At 59.0% G+C, this 1,052-nt stretch carries 2 pseudogenes and 1 riboswitch; of the pseudogenes, one reads left to right on the top strand and one right to left on the bottom strand.

Annotated features, from left to right (window positions below):
• Window positions 1-394: pseudogene (locus HX846_RS33355) on the bottom strand (phosphomethylpyrimidine synthase ThiC); the annotation flags it as partial.
• A gap of 145 nt (window positions 395-539) precedes the next feature.
• Window positions 540-645: riboswitch (TPP riboswitch) on the bottom strand.
• 196 nt (window positions 646-841) lie between these two features.
• Between HX846_RS33355 and HX846_RS33350 the strand changes: the two are divergent.
• Window positions 842-1,052: pseudogene (locus tag HX846_RS33350) on the top strand (channel protein TolC); the annotation flags it as partial.

The raw sequence follows: 1,052 nt of genomic DNA, 5'->3' as shown, positions 1-1,052 counted from the left end.
GGGCAAAACGCAGCGCGGTCAGCTCGGCATCGCTCAGGCGCTGTTGGCCGAAGTGCGAGCTCAAGCCCGACAGGCGCTCAGTGTCGCCGCGGGATTCGATCCACGGCGAGCGCACATCGCCCAGGCCTTTGCGCACGTCGATGATCACGTTCGGGTCGGTGTAGGGGCCTGAGGTGTCGTAGACCACTACGGGCGCATTGATTTCGCCGCCGAAGTCGGTGGGGGTCACGTCGAGACTGACTTCACGCATCGGCACGCGGATATCCGGACGCGAGCCCTGGACGTAGATTTTTTGCGAGCGGGTAAACGGCTGCACGGAACCGGAGTCGACCTTGGCCGATTCACTCAAGTGCACGGTGTTTTTTGATTTTTGGCTTTTTAATTCGATGCTCATCACGGGCTCTCCAACTATCCAGGCGGTGGATTTTTGTCGGAGTGAACCTGTGACGGATGGACGCACTGTGACAGTGCTGTGCTTGGCGCACGGGCTGTTCGATTGTCGAACAACATCCCGGACGAAGCACAAGAGGACTCGCCGGGTGACGAGAAATCTTGTTCCCTACGCAGGCGTTAACCTGATCAGGTTCAACGGGATCCGGTATTTACCGATCTCAGCCTTCCAACAAGGCACCCCGACAAGAACGCGGCCAGTCTAGACCATGGAGCAGGCAAATTGCCAACGGCGGTGCATTCATCGTGATGAATGGCGTAATTACAGGATTGTTGTGCCGTGATAGCGCCACTACACTCGGTGACTGCCTGAGGTCTTGACGCCAGGAATGGGCCGCCTTAGCCTTGGGCACCAAATTATCGCCGTAATATTTAATCTAGGGATCGCCTCATGCTGCGCAAACTTTCACTGGCTCTTGCCGTGTCTTGTGCGACCAACGGACTGGTCTGGGCAGCTGAAGCGCCCCTGACGACCAAAACCGACCTGGTCAGCGTCTACCAGGAAGCGGTGGACAACAACGCCGACCTGGCCGCCGCCCGCGCCCAATACGGCGCGCAGAAAGAAGTGGTGCCCCAGGCCCGCGCCGGGTTGCTGCCGAACC

Source organism: Pseudomonas sp. K5002 (assembly GCF_013386655.1).
GTDB lineage: Bacteria > Pseudomonadota > Gammaproteobacteria > Pseudomonadales > Pseudomonadaceae > Aquipseudomonas.
Note: the sequence above shows the minus strand (reverse complement) of the source record. Positions and strands in the feature narration are given on the sequence as shown.